The sequence below is a fragment of the Bacteroides sp. 51 genome (assembly GCF_010500965.1).
Lineage (GTDB): Bacteria > Bacteroidota > Bacteroidia > Bacteroidales > Bacteroidaceae > Bacteroides.
In genome coordinates, this window is record NZ_QVMI01000009.1 from 1,743 (window position 1) to 21,908 (window position 20,166).

14 protein-coding genes are annotated in these 20,166 nt (G+C 44.5%); 3 read left to right on the top strand and 11 right to left on the bottom strand.

Going from position 1 to position 20,166, the window contains the following annotated elements:
* Window positions 1-67: 67 nt before the first annotated feature.
* The 3 genes from D0T87_RS08460 to D0T87_RS08470 form a co-directional block, all read right to left on the bottom strand.
* Window positions 68-703 (bottom strand): FISUMP domain-containing protein, encoded by a 636-nt coding sequence (locus D0T87_RS08460; protein WP_163174700.1) that lies wholly within the window; start codon window positions 701-703, stop codon window positions 68-70.
* A gap of 103 nt (window positions 704-806) precedes the next feature.
* The gene (locus D0T87_RS08465; protein ID WP_163174701.1) at window positions 807-1,937 is read right to left on the bottom strand and encodes a fimbrillin family protein; all 1,131 of its coding nucleotides are present in this window, start codon (window positions 1,935-1,937) and stop codon (window positions 807-809) included.
* Window positions 1,938-1,976: 39 nt separating this feature from the next.
* Window positions 1,977-2,198 (bottom strand): hypothetical protein, encoded by a 222-nt coding sequence (locus D0T87_RS08470; RefSeq protein ID WP_163174702.1) that lies wholly within the window; start codon window positions 2,196-2,198, stop codon window positions 1,977-1,979.
* Window positions 2,199-2,576: 378 nt separating this feature from the next.
* Between D0T87_RS08470 and D0T87_RS08475 the strand changes: the two genes are divergently transcribed.
* Window positions 2,577-3,662 carry a transporter substrate-binding domain-containing protein gene (locus tag D0T87_RS08475; protein WP_163174703.1) on the top strand — a complete coding sequence of 362 codons (1,086 nt, stop codon included), beginning with the start codon at window positions 2,577-2,579 and terminating at the stop codon, window positions 3,660-3,662.
* Window positions 3,663-3,787: 125 nt separating this feature from the next.
* Here the strand turns inward: D0T87_RS08475 and D0T87_RS08480 are convergent, their stop codons facing one another.
* The gene (locus D0T87_RS08480; protein ID WP_163174704.1) at window positions 3,788-6,283 is read right to left on the bottom strand and encodes a YfhO family protein; all 2,496 of its coding nucleotides are present in this window, start codon (window positions 6,281-6,283) and stop codon (window positions 3,788-3,790) included.
* Between the two features lie 139 nt (window positions 6,284-6,422).
* On the bottom strand, window positions 6,423-7,841 hold the full coding sequence (gene ahcY, locus D0T87_RS08485; RefSeq protein WP_163174705.1) for an adenosylhomocysteinase: 1,419 nt from the start codon (window positions 7,839-7,841) through the stop codon (window positions 6,423-6,425).
* A 277-nt stretch (window positions 7,842-8,118) separates the two neighbouring features.
* Between ahcY and D0T87_RS08490 the strand changes: the two genes are divergently transcribed.
* Window positions 8,119-10,032, top strand: coding sequence for an ATP-binding protein (locus tag D0T87_RS08490; protein ID WP_163174706.1), 1,914 nt, complete (start codon window positions 8,119-8,121; stop codon window positions 10,030-10,032).
* A 150-nt stretch (window positions 10,033-10,182) separates the two neighbouring features.
* Here D0T87_RS08490 and D0T87_RS08495 read toward each other — a convergent pair whose 3' ends face one another.
* The 6 genes from D0T87_RS08495 to rpsO form a co-directional block, all read right to left on the bottom strand.
* Entirely contained in the window at window positions 10,183-11,346 is a 1,164-nt protein-coding gene (locus D0T87_RS08495; RefSeq protein ID WP_163174707.1) for a DNA-binding transcriptional regulator, read from the bottom strand.
* Between the two features lie 181 nt (window positions 11,347-11,527).
* On the bottom strand, window positions 11,528-14,104 hold the full coding sequence (locus D0T87_RS08500; protein ID WP_163174708.1) for a sugar-binding domain-containing protein: 2,577 nt from the start codon (window positions 14,102-14,104) through the stop codon (window positions 11,528-11,530).
* Window positions 14,105-14,144: 40 nt separating this feature from the next.
* Window positions 14,145-14,975, bottom strand: coding sequence for an ROK family protein (locus D0T87_RS08505; protein ID WP_163174709.1), 831 nt, complete (start codon window positions 14,973-14,975; stop codon window positions 14,145-14,147).
* A gap of 195 nt (window positions 14,976-15,170) precedes the next feature.
* Window positions 15,171-16,820, bottom strand: a complete 1,650-nt coding sequence (locus tag D0T87_RS08510; protein ID WP_163174710.1) for an AMP-binding protein — start codon at window positions 16,818-16,820, stop codon at window positions 15,171-15,173.
* Between the two features lie 122 nt (window positions 16,821-16,942).
* Window positions 16,943-17,518, bottom strand: coding sequence for a helix-turn-helix domain-containing protein (locus tag D0T87_RS08515; RefSeq protein WP_163174711.1), 576 nt, complete (start codon window positions 17,516-17,518; stop codon window positions 16,943-16,945).
* A gap of 207 nt (window positions 17,519-17,725) precedes the next feature.
* Window positions 17,726-17,995: a 30S ribosomal protein S15 gene (rpsO, locus tag D0T87_RS08520; RefSeq protein ID WP_163174712.1), complete on the bottom strand. Its 270-nt coding sequence runs from the start codon at window positions 17,993-17,995 to the stop codon at window positions 17,726-17,728.
* A 247-nt stretch (window positions 17,996-18,242) separates the two neighbouring features.
* Between rpsO and typA the strand changes: the two genes are divergently transcribed.
* Window positions 18,243-20,042: a translational GTPase TypA gene (typA, locus tag D0T87_RS08525; RefSeq protein ID WP_163174713.1), complete on the top strand. Its 1,800-nt coding sequence runs from the start codon at window positions 18,243-18,245 to the stop codon at window positions 20,040-20,042.
* Window positions 20,043-20,166: the final 124 nt, after the last annotated feature.

Genomic DNA, 20,166 nt, shown 5'->3' on the forward strand with positions numbered 1-20,166 from the left:
AGCGAACCTTAACAATGCGATCAAAGTTTAAGGTTCACTTTAGTTATTGAATAGAGCCTAAAAGTTGCTAGTTTGATTCTGCCACACACCGCACAGGGATGCCGTATGCACGACTATTATAATGTCGAGGGTTGACTGAACCATTTCTGAAGTACAATATATAGGCTTCTTTCGCATCATAACTCGTGTTGGCCCAGTAATAGCTATCATATTTAACGCCTGTTAACACCCCTCCATAGCTATAATGCCGCAAACCCGCAGCCGGATACCAACCACCATGGGCAGCTGCATAACGACCCAGATAAGGATCATCACCAAGGAAGTTATCTGTAGTAAGCTCAGCCCATGCATTATCTGAAGGTACACGATAACCTTGCGGGCAAGGATCTAAAAGAGTTTTTTTATTACCGACAGTATTCCAGTTAAGATCATTATCGGTAGAGTTTTCCATCCATGAACTACCATTAGTTTCAATAAAGGTATCAGGGTTTACCACTGTCCAAACAATGGTTTGCACAGATGTATTTGTTTTCAGGGAGTGTGTGATTCCTGTAGGATTAGCTGGAGAGTAGATAACAGGCTCGGTGCTAGCAGTAGCTGAAGCCGAGCCGGGGAATGGATCTTTACGCCCCCATTGGTAATACAAACCAGTAGAACCATTAGCACCCTTTTCGTTAGTTATGGCGCCCAGGTTACGGTTCATCCAGGTATCAGTTTCAGGATCAGGACTGTAGTCTGTTACCCAGATATGCCATGACCATTTAATTTCATCACCTACCTTAACAGCAACAAGGGCATTACCCGATTTACCTGTGGCAGCGGTTACTTNCAGCGGTTACTTTTATACCACCGGTTTTGCCTTTGCCTACAGTTGAAAGAGTAACCAAATCCTCGGCATCCATCCAAACCAGTTCAGCGGTCAGTTCATTGGTATCACCAATAGCATCGGCTTCACCTATTGACGTAGTAAAGTCATTGGCACGGCTTACAGGGATTGTAATGTCTTCACCGGGCCCTAATAAATAACAGTTGGATGGTGTTGCCATTGCTTTCGTTTCTTTTGCCCATCCTGTACTGATTGTTGCTGTATAGTAATAACCAACACTATAAGATTTAGATGTGGTTTGCGTGTAGCTGTACGATGTATTTTCACAATCAACAGCAATTGTGATTTCTTTTCCGCTAATACTCACCGGGATGAACATCATATAAGCGGTAAGAGGGGTTGAACTGATGTCCAGGTCTGTGAGTCCGGCCAACTCCAGGGAGGCAGTATAAGCGTTTGGAGCATCACTGCTGCCCAGCGTTTTGGTGGAGTAAAAAAGTTGCTCGGTATCATTGCCAATACTTACTTTTTGTATGCTACCATCTGCTGTACTGTTATAACCGGGTATTGTTAATACAAACTTTATCATTGCCATCTCACGCTGCAACGCTACTGTGGCTTCAACGGTTCCTGACTCTCCGCTTAAGGTTGCATTGCCAGTCATATAGTCGTAGTCGGTAATATGATCTCTATTATTGTTTCCGGTTTGTTTTTGTCCGGCCACTGCAAGTTGGAGTTGTTCCTTCGTTTCACTTGCTTTCTTATAGGGGTAGAAAACCGGATAGTCACTGGCTGTTCCGGGGAAGGTGCGGGTAAACGCGGTTGAATATTCCGATTGGTCTGCCGAGAGCGAATTGAAGAATTCATGTTTACCTGATGATCCGTAGACTGCAAGCTTATCTTCATTTGTCCATTTGGCTCTGAATACAGTTCCATCTTCTACGTATTGCATACGCGTATCCGGTTCTTCTCCAAGACGGGCGATGAGCGTCATTTTTTGTTCCTCATCGGGGATGCCAGTTTCCAATGGTTCAGATTCATTGCTACAACTTGTCAATCCATTTACCAGCAGTACACCTGCCATATATGCTATCAAATATTTTGCTTTCATTGATCTGTTTTTTCTTTGTTAATTTCTTTGGTTTGTTGTTTAATAAGTAAAAAGGTCGTTTATTGTATCTTCCAAATCTTGCAGAGCGCCAGCACTTTGATGGGTGTTACTTCTGTTACGCGAAGATTGACTACTAAAAAATTCGCCACCACTTTCAATTTTACCTCCGCTAAGAGCCATTACTCCTTCGTTCTCTACTTCAATTACTTCGACTTGTGGCGCAATATATACTTCGCGCCTACGAATGTTTTTTTTGTCCATTACTTTATTAATTTGGGTTTTATTTAAAACTCGGGTTACCGTTATAGTTACTATTATATAAAATGGGGAGTATATATTATTTTGTTACTATGTTCATTATGTAGGACTTAAACAATCTTTAAATCTATAAAAAGGCCAAAGCGACTTTTTCGCAATTGTACAATTACGACAAAATCTTTAATATCTATTAAAAAGAATATGGGTCTTGAAACAGATATTAACAAAAGAAACGGCTCTTTACCGGTATATGGCATATTAAATGTTTCTCTTTTTTTTTATTAGCATTCACGCAAAAACACACAAAGTATTTAAGAATACAATCTTTTTTCAAATAAAAGAATTATATTCACAGAGCGAACAACTAACCATCTTCATCATATGAGAGAAACACTTGCCTGCCTCGTTTTCCTGTTTGTGTTTTGGAACCCCGGTCAAGCCCGGAACCTGCAAGAGGTAAAATTACAAAAAGTAAGAGTCGGAATATTTCATAGCCCACCGTTTGTCATGGTCGACTCAAATGGCTGGTACACTGGTATGGCTATTGACCTTTGGAAAATGCTGGAACAGGAATTGAACTTCGTTACGGAGTATGTAGAGTATAATTCATTGGAAAACCTACAGAGAGGAATTCAACAGGAAGAAATAGATGTAGCAGTAACCAATCTGACCATAACTTACGAAAGAGCACAGGTAATGAAATTTTCCTTTCCTTGGTACGATGGCGGATTGCGTATTATGGTCAGAGATGATGAAAAGGGCCTGTTGTGGGATGAAATGAAAGATAACGGACAGTTGCAATCCTATCTGTGGATAGCACTGATCCTGTTGCTGCTTACTGTATTGACTACTATTGTATTTCGTCGTAAAGACCCGGAATTCCCCAAGAAATGGAAAGAAGGTTTTTCGTTGAGTCTTTATAACCTGATGTCAGTCATCAACAATGGCTCTATTGATAGTAAGGTGTTTGGCTGGTTTGGTTGGTTCGGACATATTTTGGCTACTATATGGATGATTTCCGGAATAGGGATGATTGCCTATGTTACTTCCACGATAACCAGCAGTATGACAAAGGTGTCTTTAACTTCGGAGGTAAACACCTTGTCTGATTTATCCGGGAAAATCGTTGGGGTGGAAGCTGGAGGAGTAGAGGAAAAATTTCTGGCAAATATCGGCATCCAAACCATTGCATACGATAATGTTCTTCTGTCAGCCGAGGGCATGAACAGAAAAGAGGTTCATGCTATTGTAGGTGATGCCCCCGTGCTGGAATATTATGTACACACAAACAGGGAGAAAAAGATGAAAGTGGTGGGCAATATTTTCCATCCGGATAAGTATGCCTTTGCTTCATCAAAGAGCCATAGTGTGTGGATGGATAGCATATCGGTGGCACTCATTAAGTTGTATGATATGGGAAAAATAAAGGAACTCAAGGATGAATATCTGGGAAGTATTCGCGAATGATTTTATTCTTCATCAACAGACAAGGCGTCGGAAAACTCAGGGTATACGCATTAAATGTGGTTATAAAATTGAACGAAATATTCCTCATTACGGGATAGAAATCTTCCGTAATGAGGAACGTTTCCTTATTCCTTTCCGTTCAGCGTTTTTCTATATTGCAAGAGTAGAACAATAACCCCTATAAGTAGTAGCGCCAAACCGCCATACGCAATACCCTCTGTCACTTTCAGGCTGGTTGGGTCAAACCGCATTTCGATCGTATGTTTACCTGCCGGAATATTCATGGCGCGCAATATATAGTTAGCCCGTCCGATTTCAGCCGGTTGCCCATCAATGGTCGCTTTCCATCCCGGATAATAAATCTCGGAGAAAACTACAACACCACCTTGTTCTGATGAACTTTCGTATATCAGGTGGTTGGGCTGATAGCTGGTGATACGCATAGAAGCAAGCGAATCTTTGGTTGATCTTTCCATACCGTTCAATGCTTCTTTGAAGCGTGCATCGGCCACGGCTGTTTCTGTAAGTTGCACGGTTGCCAGTGCATCAATCTCTTCGTTGGCATTGTTAACATACTTCACGTTTTCCACAAACCAGGCATTGCCGAATGTATACGGGTTTTGTATAGGAATGGTTTTTCCTTCACCGGCAGGTAGAATGAAGTATTTGGTATTGAGCATATTCAGTATAGGGAATCCGTTCGGATCAACATCCGCCATATTTCCCTCAGCAGTAGCTATTCCACTATATACGTTCTGCATCTCGCTGCCGATATAACGGTCGATCATTTCCTGATAGCGGCGCAGTTTAGCAGCATGATAGCCTGCCACATTTTTATGCCAGTAAGAGGTGATATTCTCACTGAAAGGACTGGTTGACAGATTCAGAACGCGGTAGTCCAATGACTTATCTTCCAGGATAATCTTATCCGCCTCGGTGAGTTTAAAAGTCTCCATCTTCTGGGTAGCCGGAATGAACTGATCGTCGGAAAGATAACGCTTGTTTACCTGCCACATATCGACGAGACAAAGCACAACAATCGCACCGATAGTCCATGTGGTTTTCAACTTACCGGATCTGTAAAGCAATAATAGGAGCGTACCGATAACAATGATAAAGAAACTTCTCCAGGTATCGGCCGTAAACAACGAGATGCGTACTTCTTCCAGATTGGCAATGAACGGAGCCAGATGCTCGGCGGGTAAGCCCCTTTGCAAGGCCGATAGTTCGGCAGCAGGGATATAGGATGAGAAGAAGAGCTTGGGCGCTATGGCGAACAACAGTGCTAAACCTGCTGTAACCCCAAAGCTGATATAAACATACTTCATCTTCTCTTTCAATATCTGCGGCTTCTCGAAGATCTCCTTCAATGCGAAGATAGCCAATAAAGGGATGGTAAACTCGGCAATCACCAGAATGGACGATACGGCACGGAATTTACTATACATCGGGATGTAATCTATAAAGAAGTCCGTAAGCCCCATAAAATTCCTTCCCCACGACAACAGAATGGAGAGTACGGTTGCCCCGACCAAAGCCCATTTCATTGGGCCTTCCACAATGAATATTCCCAGAATGAAAAGCATAACAACAAACGCACCGACATACACCGGTCCGGATGTCATGGGCTGGTCGCCCCAATACTGGGTAAACTGAGAGTACAGGTTAGAATACATCGGGTTGGCCTTCTCCATCGCCTTTGGGTTGTGGCTCAACGGAACGGAAGCGCCTCCTTTGGTGTTGGGTATCATCAATGTAAACGTCTCACCGATGCCATAACTCCAATGCGTGATATAATCTCGGTCCAGTCCGCTACTGGTTTGCTGTGCCGCTGCAACACCTTCCTGCTTCAATTCGCTCTTTCCGCGCATCGTCTCTTTACTGTACTCGTACGTGTGATACAGGTTGGATATATTGGTCGATACACCAATAAGTCCGGCAACGATCAGGATAGCGCTGGCTTTAAAGAACTCGGGCAACTCTTTCTTCTGGTATGCATCTACAAAGAAAGCAATAACCATAAAGAGGATAACAAACAGGAAGTAATACGTCATCTGCACATGGTTCGACAGGATTTGCAGCGCAATAAACAAGGCTGTGACCACGGCCCCAAGTATATACTTCTTTCGGTAAACCAGTACAATTCCCGCAATAGTGGGTGGAATATAGGCCAGCGTAATTAATTTCCAGATATGCTGTGCGGAGATCAGTATAAAGAAATAGGAAGAGAATCCCCAGATGACGCCCCCCAATGTGGAGAGCCAGACCGATACGCCAAATGCACGGAGCAGAATATAGAATCCAAGCATCATAACGAATATGTACCACACATAATCGGGCAGGAACAGATGATATACTTTTCCTACAAATGACAACGGTGTGGTTGAATCGTAACTTGGAGATATCTGGTAAGTGGGCATCCCCCCGAAAATGGAGTTCGTCCAACGCGTGCGTTCACCATTTTGCTCGTAGTATTCTATTGCTTCCTGTCCGGCACCTACACCGGCCACGGTATCGTTCTGAAACAGAATGCGTCCTTCCCATACCGCAGGAAGGAAATACACATAAGAAATAGCGATGAAAGCCAGTATGGCGATAATATCGGGGAGAACCTTTTTCATTTACGATTTGGCTATTTACGATTTACGATTGATATTAGTAGTCTTTGATATTTACGATTTGACGATTTACGATTGAAGTTAGTTGTGTTGAATGAGTAACTTCAATCGTCAATCGTAAATAGTCAAATCGTAAATCCCTTTAGTATCTATAATGTTCCGCCTTGTAAGGACCGTCCACCTGTACGCCGATGTATTCGGCCTGTTCACGTGTCAGCTTAGTCAGCTTCACGCCAATCTTTTCAAGATGCAGGCGGGCAACTTCCTCGTCCAGGTATTTAGGCAGGCGATATACATTGATAGCATGCTCTTTATTGTACAATTCAATTTGCGCCAACGTCTGGTTGGTGAATGAGTTACTCATTACAAACGATGGGTGACCGGTTGCGCATCCCAGATTTACCAGACGACCGTCGGCCAGAAGGATAATGGAATGTCCGTCGGGGAAGAAGTAACGGTCTACCTGTGGTTTGATATTCACACGGTTGATGCCCGGATAACTCTTCAGAGCCTCTACCTGTATTTCATTGTCGAAGTGCCCAATGTTACAAACGATAGCCTGGTCTTTCATCTTCTCCATATGATCGATACGGATAATATCAATGTTTCCGGTAGTGGTAACAAATATATTGCCTTCGCTACATGCATCGTTCATTGTGACTACTTCAAAACCTTCCATAGCTGCCTGTAACGCGCAGATCGGGTCAATCTCGGTAACCATTACACGTGCTCCATACGAACGCATAGAGTGTGCGCAGCCTTTACCCACATCGCCATATCCGCATACCACCACCACCTTACCGGCGATCATTACGTCTGTGGCACGCTTAATACCATCTGCCAGAGATTCGCGGCAACCATAAAGGTTGTCGAATTTCGACTTGGTAACCGAGTCGTTTACATTATATGCAGGGAACAACAGTTTGCCTTCTTCCTGCATCTGGTACAGACGGTGAACACCTGTTGTTGTTTCTTCCGAAACACCACGTACCTCGGGAGCCACACGGTGCCAACGATCTTTATCTTCGGCAAGAACGTTTTTCAGTATCTTATTCAGTTCAATTTCATCTTCGGCAGAAACAGGCTTATCCAGAATAGCGGCATTCTTTTCAGCCTCATAGCCTACATGGATCATCATGGTTGCATCGCCCCCATCGTCAACAATAACAGTAGGACCTTTACCCCCGGCAAAGTTCAGCGCTTGCAGCGTACACCACCAATAATCTTCCAACGTTTCGCCCTTCCAGGCATATACGGCAACACCCGATGCGGCAATTGCAGCAGCAGCATGGTCCTGAGTAGAGTAGATGTTGCATGAGCACCAACGCACTTCGGCTCCCAGTGCAACCAGCGTTTCGATAAGTACAGCCGTCTGGATGGTCATGTGCAGTGAACCCATGATGCGGGCCCCCTTTAGAGGCTTTGATTCTCCATACTTTTCGCGAAGAGCCATAAGGCCGGGCATTTCTTTTTCTGCCAGATCGATTTCCTTGCGACCGAAGTCGGCAAGCGTAATGTCTGCCACTTTGTAGGGCAGCTCAGAGAATAATTGTGTAGACATGTTTTTTTAAGTTTTAAGTTGGGAGTTCTGAGTTGTGAGTTCTGATGCCGCAGGAAACTCACAACTCAGAACTCACAACTTAAAACTCAAATCTGTGCAAAGATAGAACATTCTAACTCTGTGACAATGCTATACTTCCTTAAATTTCTTCCTTATACTCTCTTCCTTCCATTCCTTCCAAGAATTTTTGTCGCAGAATTAGGAATATTGAAATTTAGTTGTATTTTTGCGTATGCTATTTCGCCTGTGTGAATAGATAAAACAACATTCCTCTTACATGAGTTGCTATAACGGAAAATCAAAAGAAGAACTCTTAGCTGTTATTGAGGCACTTGAACTTGAACTTCAGGATGCCAGGGAAGAACGGGTCACTCAAAAGGAATCTGGTTTTCGAGAAAAGTATGCTATACGAATTCTGGATGCCTTAACAGATATGCTTGTGGTATTCGATTATGAGGGGCGGCTCATTGAGATGCTTTCCCGGGACGATACCAATCACGTCCCCGATGTTCCTCCTGCTGAGTTGGCAAATAAACTTTTACAAGAACTTGTTCCTGCAAAAGAGTATGCACGTTTGAAACGAACGATGCAAAAGGTAATAACTACAGGCAAACCTGCTGTGGGAGAACACTCATTAATGCTTGGCGATAAGCTTCATTACTTCGAGCATACAATTTCTCCGTTGGATGATGGATACCTGCTTTGTGTTTGCCGGGATATTTCTAAACGGGTGCGGGCATATAAGGAACTGGAAACGTTGAAGTATGCCATGAGCAATGCCAAAGAGGGCATTCTGGCAGTCAAAATGGATGGACAGCTATACTTTGCCAATGATCGTTTTATTGCCGAATACAAACTGTTGGGCGATGTAAAGAACTATAATATTCGCGAACTCCTGGATCAGGATACAGTCATACTGTGGAATAATATGGTTTCGGATGTTCGTAGGGAGCATAGTAAAATGCGCTATCTGATTCCTAAACCGGAAAAAGAATCCGAATCAGGCACCTATGAGGTGTTTGCCAATATTCTGCTAAATGAAGCCGGCGAGGAGGTATTGTGGTGTTTTGTCCGCGATGTGTCATTGCGGATAAAGCAACAGAGTGAAATTGCCCGCTTGAATATGTTGTTTAATGAGATATTGGATAATGTACCCATCTACCTGTTTGTTAAAGATGTGAGTAATGACCATCGTTACTTGTACTGGAACAGGGCTTTTGCCGAGCATTCGGGTGTTGCGGCTAAGGATGCCATTGGACGGAATGATTATGAACTTTTCCTGGATAAGACAATGATGGATCGTTTCTATGGAGAAGATCTTGAGGCTCTTGAAAAGGGACGCATTGAGTACGAAGAGGAAACAATGACGGCCAGTGGCGAAAAACGGATGATGGTTACCTCTAAGATCGTGATTTACCCTGAAACGGATCATCCTTATATTGTAGGTCTTTCATGGGATACAACCGAGATAAGGAAAGCAGAGAAGAAGCTGATAGAAGCTCGCATCAAAGCAGAAGAGGCTGATAAACTGAAATCTTCGTTCTTGGCTAATATGAGTCATGAGATACGTACGCCGTTAAATGCTATTGTGGGTTTCTCTAAACTAGCAATAGAGGCAAAGGAGGAAGAAGAAAAGTGGGGGTATATTGATATTGTCGATAAGAACTCTAATCTGTTATTACATCTTTTTAATGATATACTCGATTTGTCTGCCATCGAATCGGACTCGTTGACTTTATCTCCTCGTCCGGTGATTTTACAAGAAATGTGTTCGGATCAGTTCGAAAGACATCGCCATACCACACAATATGGTGTGAAACTGATGTTGGATGAGGTGGACCAGGAAGTGTGGATCACCACGGATTGGGACCGGTTGGGACAAGTTATCTCGAACTTGTTGAATAATGCTATAAAATTCACCCAGAAAGGAGAAATTCATTTTGGCTTTGAACGTAAGGATGAGGCTATTCAATTCTATGTGAAAGATACGGGTATAGGTATATCTGCTAATAAAATAGCTACCATTTTCCAACGATTCGGAAAGGTGAACAACTTTGTGCAAGGCACCGGGCTGGGTCTGGCCTTATCGCGCATGCTGGTCGAGAAAATGGGTGGCCGTATCTGGGCACGCTCTAAACAAGGCGAAGGTACAACGTTTTACTTTACGTTGCCCTTTGATCAAACTATTTGATTGTTTTGTAAAAAGGATAAGCCTGTCCAAAAGGAATCCATTTACTGTAGGGGCGGTTCGCGAACCGCCCAAGTGCAGGAAACCGCTTTCTGTGTGTCATCGGGCGGTTCGCGAACCGCCCCTACAGTAAATCAAATCCTTTGTATAACTTTATCGTTTCAAGGAATGGATAAGACGATACTCCGACGGGGTACAACCTTTTACCTGTTTAAATTGGCGGGAGATGTTTTTATAATCCGAGAGCCCCAGATTCATGGCGATCTCTACAATGGGTGCCGAAGATTCCAGCATGGTCTGAGCAAACTTCTCAATGCGGAGCTTAAATATATAAGCGTATACCGGTAGCCCGGTGACTTGCTTGAATTTCGTTTCAAGCAAGCGGCGCGACAAGGGTACTAACCGGGATATGTCGTTTACGTTCAACTTCTGGTCGATGTTTTGGTGAATATGCTTAAGTACGATAGCGATATATTTATCGTTTGTAGCATATATATCTGTTGATTGTCTTGTTATAACATGCGTGGGTAATACAATAATATCTTCATAAGGCATGTCAGGAGATTGCATCAGTTGGTCGATAAGCTTTGCGGTTTCATATCCTCCCTTTTCTACAGCCTGGTTGATGGATGATAGCGGTGGATTGGTTAGTGAGCAGATTGCATCGTCGTTGTCTACGCCCAACACGGCTATTTCTTCGGGTATTTTGATTTCATACTGCTTACAGATTTCGGTGATGTGATGCGCCTGGTTATCATCACAGGTCATTAGTCCGATGGGTTTGGGTAGGGCTTTAAGCCAGTTGATCAGGTTTTCGGGTTCGTAATACCACAGTTCTTTGAATGTTGTGTTTTGGTATTCGAAGAACTTATTACCGAGGTTGTTGACTATTAGTTCGTCCTTAAAACCGGTACAGCGTTCTTCGGACCATACAATGTCTTTAAAACCATAGAACGCAAAGTTCTTAAAACCTTTCTGAATGAAATAGCTGGCGCCCATCCGTCCGGCTAAATGATGTGCCCCTGTGATATTGGGTATCTGCTTGAATCGGGTTTTGAAGTCCTGAGCAATGGCGATGATGCCATTTTCTTTGAATAGATTTATCTTATCCGTTGGGTAGAACTGGCCGATGATGGCATCTGCTTTCCATTTTAATGCCCATTCCAGAACACCTTCTATACCGTGTACATCCCGATAGGACAGGGGCATTTTGCACAATACCCAAGGGGTGTGTTCTTTGGAGTATTGTACTATTCCCTTCAGAAGCAGCTTGGCGTATTCTTCGGAGAAATCGGTTAAAAGGATGAGTCTAGCCATAAGTGATAGGTTACGGATAATACAAATATAGCTAAAATATTTAATATGGGAGCGTGTCATAACATCCACCCCCCTGCCCCCGCCAGCGGGGGATACCTTGCGGAAACGCTTTGTAGCGCAGCCTATCCCCCTTTGGAGGGGGTAGGGGGAGGATGTTATGACACACCCTCATGCGTGATTCTTACTTAGACTTCAGTTCGATAATCTGTTCCTTCAGGTTCCATCCCGTTACTTTCAATTCGGTAGGCTGCGCGTTAATCTTATCCGTATTGAATGTACATTGCAAGGTTCTTTTTTCACCCGGTAGGAGACTGATGTAGTTGTCTTGCCAGAATACGGGATACACTACATCTCCTTTATCATCTTTCAATAAGAATTGAGTAAAGAATGCAATATTCGCTGTTGGGTTTTCTATTTCCAGAGCAATTACTCCGTCTTTGCTGGGATCAACTACATTGATTTTCAGTTCGGAAGAGGCAATATTTGCCAGGTCTTTAAAGTCGCTGTACTCTTTCATCGGGGTGCCTACCCAGTTTGCTTTTTCCCAGAGGTAGATATCTTCCGAAGATGATAGTACATAGAAGTTGTCTGCAACCTGTTCGCCATTGCTATTCAACAACACCAGTTTAAGGAACGTATTCTTGTGGGAGTTGTCTATATCAAATATCTTCTGTGAAGCATTCGTGCCGATAGAGAAGGTGATCTCTTCGGTATATAAAGATTTAGAATCCAATGAATACCCGCTGATGATAGCCTTCATGTTATTATTGTCTTCGAGGCTTTCGTTGACGGCATATATGCCATTATCGGCATAGTTGTAAATCAACTGATTGAGCGCGTTTCCTTTCTTAACACCATAGTATGCCGGTGTAGGCGTCATATAATAGTCGTATAACTGCCAGTACATGGATGGCCATGCTGAATTCAGCATCCATTGAACGATACCCGTTCCTTCGACTTTATTCACGCGGAAGGCCTCGAACATGCTCTTGGTCGACTCGTAGTTGAGCAGATGCGCCCTGTCCAGATAGGATTTCAGGTTATTTGCTTCGCCGTATTTATGATTGATCGCTTCTGTAGTCACCGCCATTGAATTGAGCGCAGTGGTAGATGTGGTACAATGGAAATCCCATGCACTGTTTAAAGGCCACAGCTCACCGTCGGGGATCATCTTGCGGATAGATTCATAGATGGGTATTTCGGAGCCCGGACCGGTTTCCGTATTGAATCCGAAAGCGCCACCGGTTTTAGTGTCGACATACCAGTAGTTTGGACCTACATATTCGTAAGGACCATTCATCTTCATACCTGTCGGGCCGGTGAGCTCGCTTACCAGAGTCTTGGCGGCGCCAATGTACGGACGGTCGTCTATCTGTGGGAAGATTTCCATATATTTCTTTTCCAACTCCGGGCGGGGGAGTTTGTCACTGCCTACCATCCATGCAAATACGCTGGGGTGGTTTCTTAACCAGATAACCTGATCGTGGAAGTAACGGGCAACGAGGTTGATGTCGTGTTCGGTGATGATACATCCGTAATCGTCGTCGGGTACGCCCATATATCCTTCCCACTCCCATTGGCAACTCCAGCCGACAAGAGACAGCAGCCCGTAACGGTCGCAAAGGTCGTAGATGTTCTGGCTGTTTCCCCAGATATTCTCGAAGCGGATGGAGTTCATGTTCATGTCTTTTACGTACTGCACCTGGGTTTCGTTGCTTTCGGGGGTGTCTCTCAGGAAGATGTCGTCTGTCCAGCCGGCGCTTTTGATCAGGACTCTTTTGCCGTTCAGTACAAATCCTTTGTGTCCCTGAGGAGTGAGGTAGGTGTCGATCTGGCGAATACCGAATGTGACGTTTTCGCGGGCGGATACTTGATTGTCGGCCACAAACCTGAGATCGAGGTTGTATAGTTCCGGGTTACCTAAATCGCAGCTCCACCACAGGCGTGGATTTTTGATGTGCAGGTGGTCTACATCGTTGGGAGTGATTTTAACTTTTCTTGTTTCGCCGGCTTTCAGGGTTACGGGTATAGAGAAGTTGATATTCTCGATCTTGCCTTTCAGTTGGCCGCTGACGGGTTTGTCGGACAGGTTGGCGAGCTGGGTTTCTACGCTTAACCAGGCTTCGTCGAGGCTTTCTGTGTTTACTTTTGATTGTACCCAGGTGTTGTACATGTCTACTTCTCCGGTGATGGAGAGGCGCACTTCGCGGAAGATACCCATATTTTCGTCTAGCGGACGAGGGTTCCAGTCGACAAAGCCCATGTTGGGTTCGCCTTTTTGTGCGCGGAAGACTTCGACGGCGAGCGTGTTTTCTTCTTTGACTTGTCCGGTGATGTCATACGAGAAGCGGCAGAAGGCACCGTACATTTCTTCTTTCGAAGCGATCTGTGTGTCATTTAACCAGACGTTGGCCCGGTAGGTGATTCCATCGAAGAGTAGTTTGATATGCTTCTGTGCGTCTTCGGGCGATAGTTTGAAGGTTGTCCGGTACCACCACGACACGTCGAACGGGGTGCGGTCGGCGTCTTTGTAATTGGTTCCTACGAGCAGATCCTGGTATAAACCGTTGGCGGTGAGTACGCCCATTACGGTAGAGGGTACGGTGGCGGGGTAGCGTTCGGTGCCGGCTGAGGATTGTACTTCCCAGTTGTCGGATAGTAGAATCTCTTTGGCCATCATGGTTTCGTTCTCGGCACATGCAGAGAGGCATGTGGTAAAGACGACTGTTAGTGCAATGTTCTTGACTAGATGTTTCATGATATATATTTAAAAGGTCATTTGGTGTCTGTTTAGTTTATTATTTCTCGCCCAGGGCTGCTGCCCCTAAGATAGCAATATCCGGGTTTACGGAAAGCCTTATTTGCAAATTCTTCAACGATTGGGGGTAGGGGAAGGATTGCATGGCTTCTTGCATGGCGTGGGCGAAGAATGGGTAGGCGCTGGCTATACCTCCTCCGAAGATGATGGCATCGGGGTCGTAAGCAAACAGGGTGGCTTGTATCAGGTTGCCCAGATGGGTGCCGTATTCTTTCCATACCTGCAAGGCGGCGGGGTCTTGCGCTGCTGCCAGTTCGGCTGCTTTGGCACCTGTTATCTGGTGGTGGGTGGTGAAGAAATTGCTTCCGCAATAGTCTTCGTAGGTTCTTTCCAGATAGGGGATGCAACCAATTTCGCCGGCTCCGGTATTGCTGCCGTTGTATAATTGGTGGTTGATGATGACTCCGGCTCCGACACCTGTTCCGAGGGTGATGCCGACCATATTCCGGAAGGGTTTGCCTTCTCCGAAACGTTTCTCGCCCAGTGTGAAGCAGTTGGAGTCGTTGTTGATGTATACCGGCAGGCTGTAGTGGCTTTCGAGTATCTCTTTCAGGGGAACTTCTATCCATGCGGGGATATTGGTTACGTTGTAGACGACGCCTTTTTCGCTGTCCAGTACGGAAGGTACACCTATGCCTATCGACTTGCATTCGGGGGTGATGCAGGTATCGATTGTTTGCTTAAGGTACACGATTGATTCTTCAAGCCCTTGCCGCGAAGGGCTCGGTGCGGAAACCTTTCTGATGATATCCCCATTCTGAACTTGCCCGATGCGGATGTTGGTTCCTCCTAAGTCTATTCCTATTCTCATGTGTTTTCCTTTAAGTTTCTATGATGCAAATAACGGAAAACACAATGAAAACCTTTACGTCTTTTGCGTATAAATGTCTTCAAATAGCGCAGACGGCAACAGTTTGGCACTACACTGCCAAGTGCTTGGCACTACATTGTCAACAGCTTGACAGTGTAGTGCCAAGCACTTGGCAAAAGCACGGAGAATGTGAGATCAGATAATCTCTACACCTTGCTGCTTGCAGAGTTCCACGCCCAGGTCTTTTAGCTTGAACTTCTGGATCTTGCCGCTGCCGGTCATTGGAAACTCATCGATAAAGAAAATGTATTTAGGTATCTTATAGCGTGCGATCTGATTCCGGCAAAAGTCGCGTACATCCGATTCCTGCATCTGGTACCCCTCCTTTAATATAATAAACGCACCTACCGCTTCGCCGTATTTAGGAGACGGAATACCAGCTACCTGAACATCCTTAACGCCCTCCAGTTTATAAAGGAATTCCTCAATCTCGCGCGGATAAATATTCTCACCACCACGGATAATCATATCCTTGATGCGCCCCGTGATGCGGTAATTGCCTTCCTCATCCTTTACCCCCAAGTCGCCCGAATGCAGATACCCATTGGCGTCAATCACTTCGGCTGTGGCCTGCGGATTTTTATAATACCCTATCATCACATTATAACCCCGGCAACACATTTCGCCTTGTTCGCCTACGGCACACTCTTCGTTCGTCTCCGGATTGAGAACCTTAACGTCTGTAAATTCGTAATCACTTCCCACCGTATTGCAACGCACCTCAAACGAATCTTCGATACGCGTCTGGGTCATGCCCGGTGATGTTTCGGTAAGACCGTATACGCTGGTGATTCTCATGAACATCCTTTCCTGTACCTGTCGCATAAGCTCAATAGGACACAGTGAGCCGGCCATGATTCCGGTGCGAAGACTAGACATGTCGAACATATCGAACATCGGATGGTTAAGTTCGGCAATGAACATAGTAGGTACACCATAAAGTGCCGTACAACGTTCTTTGTGTATGGAAGCCAATACAACTAACGGATCGAAACGCTCCACCATTACCTGTGTACACCCATGAGTCAGTACGTTCATAGAAGCAAGTACCACGCCAAAGCAGTGGAAGAGAGGCACACAGCAACACAACTTATCGTCTTGCGTGAACTTCATGTGCTCGCCTGTCAGATAACCGTTGTTTGCAATGTTATGGTGCGAGAGCATTACCCCTTTGGGGAATCCGGTGGTGCCGGAAGTATATTGCATGTTTACCACATCGTGACATTTTACCTGACTCTTCAGCTCATTCAACCGCGCATGGTCCATGTTCTCACCAAGAACGAGCAGTTCCGAAGTATTATACATTCCGCGATGCTTCTCCTGGCCTACATATACCACGTTCTTCATCATTGGGAACCGTTCGCTCTTCAGATGTCCACGCTCGTATGTCCTGAGTTCGGGAAGCATGTTGTAGGTCATCTGGACGAAATCGCTGTCCTTCTCTCCATTAACAATGCACAGAGTATGCATATCCGAGTTCTCGCAGAGGTATTCCAGTTCGGATTGTTTATAGTTCGTATTTACGGTCACATATACCGCTCCGATCTTTGCGCAGGCATAAAGCATTGTCAGCCAGTCGGGTACATTAGCCGCCCAGATTCCCACGTGCGAGCCTTTTCCTACTCCAATAGATATCAGCCCGTTGGCCATATTGTCCACACGTTCATTAAACTGTTTCCAGGTAAAGCGAAGATTGCGGTCGGAGTAGACGATGTATTCTTTATCGGGTGTTTCTTCGGCCCAATGTTCAAGCCACTGCCCCAACGTTCTATCAAATAGTTGCATTTTTAGAGTTGAAAATTGAAAGTTGAAAATTGAAAGTTCTTAAAGTTGAAGATTGAAAGTTGAAGATTGAAAGCTACCATGTAGCATCGTAACTTTCAACTTTCAACTTTCAATTTTCAACTCTATACGGGGGTGTAGACTACGGCCAGGATTTTAGCAGCTTGTCCTTCGAAGGCGTGTACGTGGTGAGGAACGATAGAGTCATAATAAATGCTATCTCCTTCTTCGAGGATATATCTATTCTTTCCGTAGCTGATTTCCATCGTACCTTCCATAACCATGATAAACTCTTCGCCTTCATGAGAAGAAAGTATGAAATCTGTTTCTTCCGACGCTGCCACATCAATAATGAACGGCTCCATATGCCGGTCGGCTTTCGATTTCGAAAGCGAGTGGTACGTCATGTGTTTACGCGAGTGCGTCGCGTTGTTCGAGAAGCTGATGGTATCACTTGTATCCATCTTACGGGTAATCGCCGGACCGGTTTCGTTGTTATCGTCCAGGAAAGTGCCCAGGCGTACACCCAGCACACGTGCGATCTTGATCAGCGGCGCCAGCGAAGGCAGATCTATATTATTCTCAATTCTTTCGACTTGTTCCACAGCCAATCCTGAGCGTTCGGCCAACTCTTCAACTGTAATTGCTTTCGCTTCGCGGAGCCCTTTTATTTTCTCTCCGACAATCTTACTTGTATCCATAATCCTTCTTTTGACGTAACCAAGTTATGATTTAATATTATTGAGCTGCAAAAATAAGCAATTCTTTATATTTAATGCATTTTTTCTCAAAAAATATAAGGCGCCGTAAAGAGATAAGTCCATAATACGAAAGGTGGGGGTGTAGAATAGAAAAAGCCACCTCATATATGAGGCGGCCTTTAATCTTTTTAGCTAAAAAGTAACGGATTACTTTCTCAAGCCAAGTTCCTTAACGATAGCACGATATCTTTCGATATCTCTGTCTTTCAGGTAGTTCAACAGTCTGCGACGTTTACCTACCAACATCGTTAATGATCTTTCAGTGCTATAATCTTTTCTGTTGAGCTTAAGGTGCTCAGTCAGGTGAGAAATACGGTATGAAAACAATGCTATCTGCGCCTCTGGTGAGCCAGTATCAGTGTTAGACTTTCCGTACTTTTCAAAGATTTCTTTTTTCTTAGCTGAATCTAAATACATAATTTCAGATTTTGATATAATTAAAATATTTCTTTGAGCGTGCAAAGGTAAGTAATTAAGTTGAAAGTTGAAAGTTGAAAGTTGAAAGTTTTAAGGAATTAGATAAAATTGGGCTTCAATGGGTGTAGAAAGACCTTTTTCCACCTTAATACATATAAAATTATATGCTGCATCGCAACTTTCAACTTTCAACTTTCAACTTTCAACTTATTATGAGTACCTTTGCACCCCAAATAATAGGTATTATATGCAAAATATTAGAAACATTGCAATCATTGCCCATGTCGATCATGGGAAAACAACCCTTGTAGATAAAATGCTTTTAGCCGGACACTTATTCCGAGAGAACCAGTCGGGCGGCGAATTAATACTGGATAACAACGACTTAGAACGTGAGCGCGGTATAACTATTCTTTCGAAAAACGTTTCCATTAATTATAAAGGTACTAAAATTAATATCATTGATACTCCGGGGCACAGCGACTTCGGGGGTGAAGTAGAGCGTGTGTTGAACATGGCCGACGGATGTATCCTGCTGGTCGATGCTTTTGAAGGTCCTATGCCTCAAACGCGCTTTGTGTTGCAGAAGGCTCTGGAAATCGGATTGAAACCGATTGTTGTGGTAAATAAAGTCGATAAACCTAACTGCCGCCCCGACGAGGTGCACGAAATGGTATTCGACCTCATGTTTGCCCTCGATGCAACAGAAGAACAATTAGACTTCCCTACCATATACGGATCGGCTAAAAACAACTGGATGAGCGAAGACTGGAAACAGCCGACAGATAATATCACTCCGTTGCTGGATTGCATCATCGAAAACATTCCTGCTCCCGAACAGTTGGAAGGTACCCCACAGATGTTAATCACTTCGTTAGACTATTCCTCGTATACCGGACGTATTGCCGTAGGCCGTATACACCGGGGTACACTGAAAGAAGGAATGAACGTATCTCTGGCTAAAAGAGACGGTGTAATCAAGAAGGTGAAAATCAAAGAAGTGCATGTGTTCGAAGGGCTTGGACGCGTAAAAGCGGAGGAAGTATCTTCGGGCGATATCTGCGCCCTGATCGGTATTGAAGGTTTTGAGATTGGAGATACCATCTGCGATTTCGAGAATCCCGAACCGTTGCCAACCATTGCGATTGACGAGCCTACCATGAGTATGTTGTTCGCCATCAATGATTCGCCTTTCTTTGGTAAGGATGGTAAGTACGTCACTTCCCGCCATATCCATGATCGCCTGATGAAAGAGTTGGATAAGAACCTGGCTCTTCGCGTGCAGAAGAATGAGTTGGACGATAAATGGTTGGTTTATGGCCGTGGTGTATTGCACTTGTCGGTCTTAATCGAGACTATGCGCCGTGAAGGATACGAGTTGCAGGTGGGACAACCGCAGGTAATTTACAAAACCATCGACGGAGTGAAGTGCGAGCCTATCGAAGAGTTGACGATCAATGTACCGGAAGAGTTTGCCAGCAAGATGATTGATATGGTGACCCGTCGTAAAGGCGAAATGACGATGATGGAGAACAATGGCGAACGCGTGAACTTGCAGTTTGATATGCCTTCGCGCGGTATTATCGGTCTGCGTACCAATGTACTGACTGCTTCTGCCGGAGAGGCCATCATGGCTCACCGCTTTAAAGAATACCAACCTTATAAAGGTGAGATTGAAAGACGTGTAAACGGTTCGATCATTGCAATGGAATCCGGAACGGCTTTTGCTTATGCTATTGATAAGCTACAAGACCGCGGCCGTTTCTTTATCTTCCCGCAAGATGAGATCTATGCCGGTCAGGTAGTAGGCGAGCACTCGCACGATAAAGACCTGGTAGTAAACGTAACTAAATCTAAGAAACTCACCAATATGCGTGCCTCGGGTGCCGATGATAAAGCGCGTATTATTCCTCCGATACAGTTCTCGCTCGAAGAGGCGCTGGAATATATCAAGGAAGATGAGTATGTGGAAATCACTCCGAAGAGCATGCGTATGCGTAAAATCATCTTAGATGAGAACGAGCGCAAGCGCGCAAATAAGAATTGATAGATAAATATAAAAAGGAGCTTGAAACAGCTCCTTTTTTATTTCCATCTTCTGCTATTTATCCATTTTTCTTTGTAGTTTTGCATAAGATAGTGAAAGCCGATTATATCTAATGTTGAAGGAA